Raw genomic sequence first — 669 nt, 5'->3', positions numbered from 1 at the left:
GAAAAGTCGGCGATGTTTATTTATGGCGAGGTTCGCACCCAGGGTGAGATGCCGATACCGCCTGGATTGACGGTGCGTACGGCGGTGGCCCAAGCGGGTGGGTTTTCGGAATTGGCCGATACGCAGACGGTGTTTGTGAAGCGTGCGGGCAGTGAGGAAGAGATTGCGGTGCCGTTTGATTCTGGCGCTTTGGTGCAATCGGGGGACACGCTGCGGGTGGATAAGTCGTCGTTCTTCATCATGGGGGAAGTTGCCAAGACGGGTGAGTTTCCGATGCGTCCTGGCCTATCTGTGACGAATGCGGCGATTTTGGCGGGTGGATTTACGACGCGTGCAGATACGCGCACGGTATTTATTCGCCGTGCAGGCGAGACGAAGGAANCAATGATTTGGTCGTGCAAAAAGGTGACACTATTCGGATTCCGGAGAGGTTCTTCTAGGTAAGGCTGGACTCTTACAGTTTGGTCCTTGATAATAACTGAGTATTTGCCTGAAGGTAGATCGAAGGATTAAGAAGAATAGTCGGTTTGACTAAAAAGCTTTTGAGGGGTCCATGATCTGGATCTTGAAGGGGTGTAAAAGGTTCGAGGAGACAGGCGTTAAGACACGGTCGGGAAGGCTGGCTTAAGCTTGTGTGTGGTCGGGTAAGGAAAAAGAGAATGATCAAGA

At 51.9% G+C, this 669-nt stretch carries 1 protein-coding gene; it reads left to right on the top strand.

The window, feature by feature from the left end; translation table 11 throughout:
• Nucleotides 1-12 precede the first annotated feature (12 nt).
• Nucleotides 13-444, top strand: a complete 432-nt coding sequence (locus tag B7364_RS05020; protein WP_085338842.1) for an SLBB domain-containing protein — start codon at nucleotides 13-15, stop codon at nucleotides 442-444.
• Nucleotides 445-669: the final 225 nt, after the last annotated feature.

The sequence above is a fragment of the Aquidulcibacter paucihalophilus genome, from assembly GCF_002105465.1.
Lineage (GTDB): Bacteria > Pseudomonadota > Alphaproteobacteria > Caulobacterales > Aquidulcibacteraceae > Aquidulcibacter > Aquidulcibacter paucihalophilus.
The sequence above is the reverse complement of the archived record's forward strand: the minus strand, read 5'-3'. Positions and strand labels throughout refer to the sequence as shown.